The sequence below is a fragment of the Rhizobium sp. 01T444 genome (assembly GCF_056398305.1).
Genome location: NZ_JBFTPD010000348.1, coordinates 1 through 555 on the forward strand (window position 1 = coordinate 1; position 555 = coordinate 555).

At 60.1% G+C, this 555-nt stretch carries 1 protein-coding gene; it reads left to right on the plus strand.

Features of this window, described 5'->3' with window-relative positions:
- On the plus strand, positions 1 to 555 hold a 555-nt coding region (locus AC1DTN_RS38855; RefSeq protein ID WP_477925556.1), incomplete at both ends, for a Fic family protein.

The following is a 555-nucleotide window of genomic DNA, read 5'->3' on the forward strand; positions in this document are numbered from 1 at the left end:
ACTGCGCCGAAGCAGATTGACCCGATCGTGGCCGCGAGCATCGCGTCGTTCGGATTCGTTTACATCCACCCGTTCATGGACGGCAACGGCCGCTTGTCGCGATTCCTCTTCCACAAGGCCCTGTGCACGTCCGGCCGGCTCGAGAAGGGCGCGCTGTTGCCAGTGTCGGTCGCGATGAARCGCAATGAGCGCCAGTACCTGGAGACGCTGCAGGCGTTCTCAGTTCCCGCTCGCGAATTGGTCCAGGTAACGTCGGCGGGCGAAGGTCAGTTCTRTTTCGACTTCAAGGCGGACGAYACGATCTATCGGTATTGGGAYGCCACACCGGCTGTGGAATTTGGGTTTGCGATGGCCGAGCAGGCGCTCAATGTCGAACTTCGCCAAGAGACGCAATACCTCGCGCACTTCGATGCGATTCGGCGCGCGATCGACGAACGCTACGACGTTCGTGGCTCGCTGCTCGCAACTCTGGTTTCGATCGCGATGGATGGCGAAGGGACAATCTCGAACAACAAGCGCAAGCGCTTCGCGGCGAACCTTCCTGCAGAGGTGTTT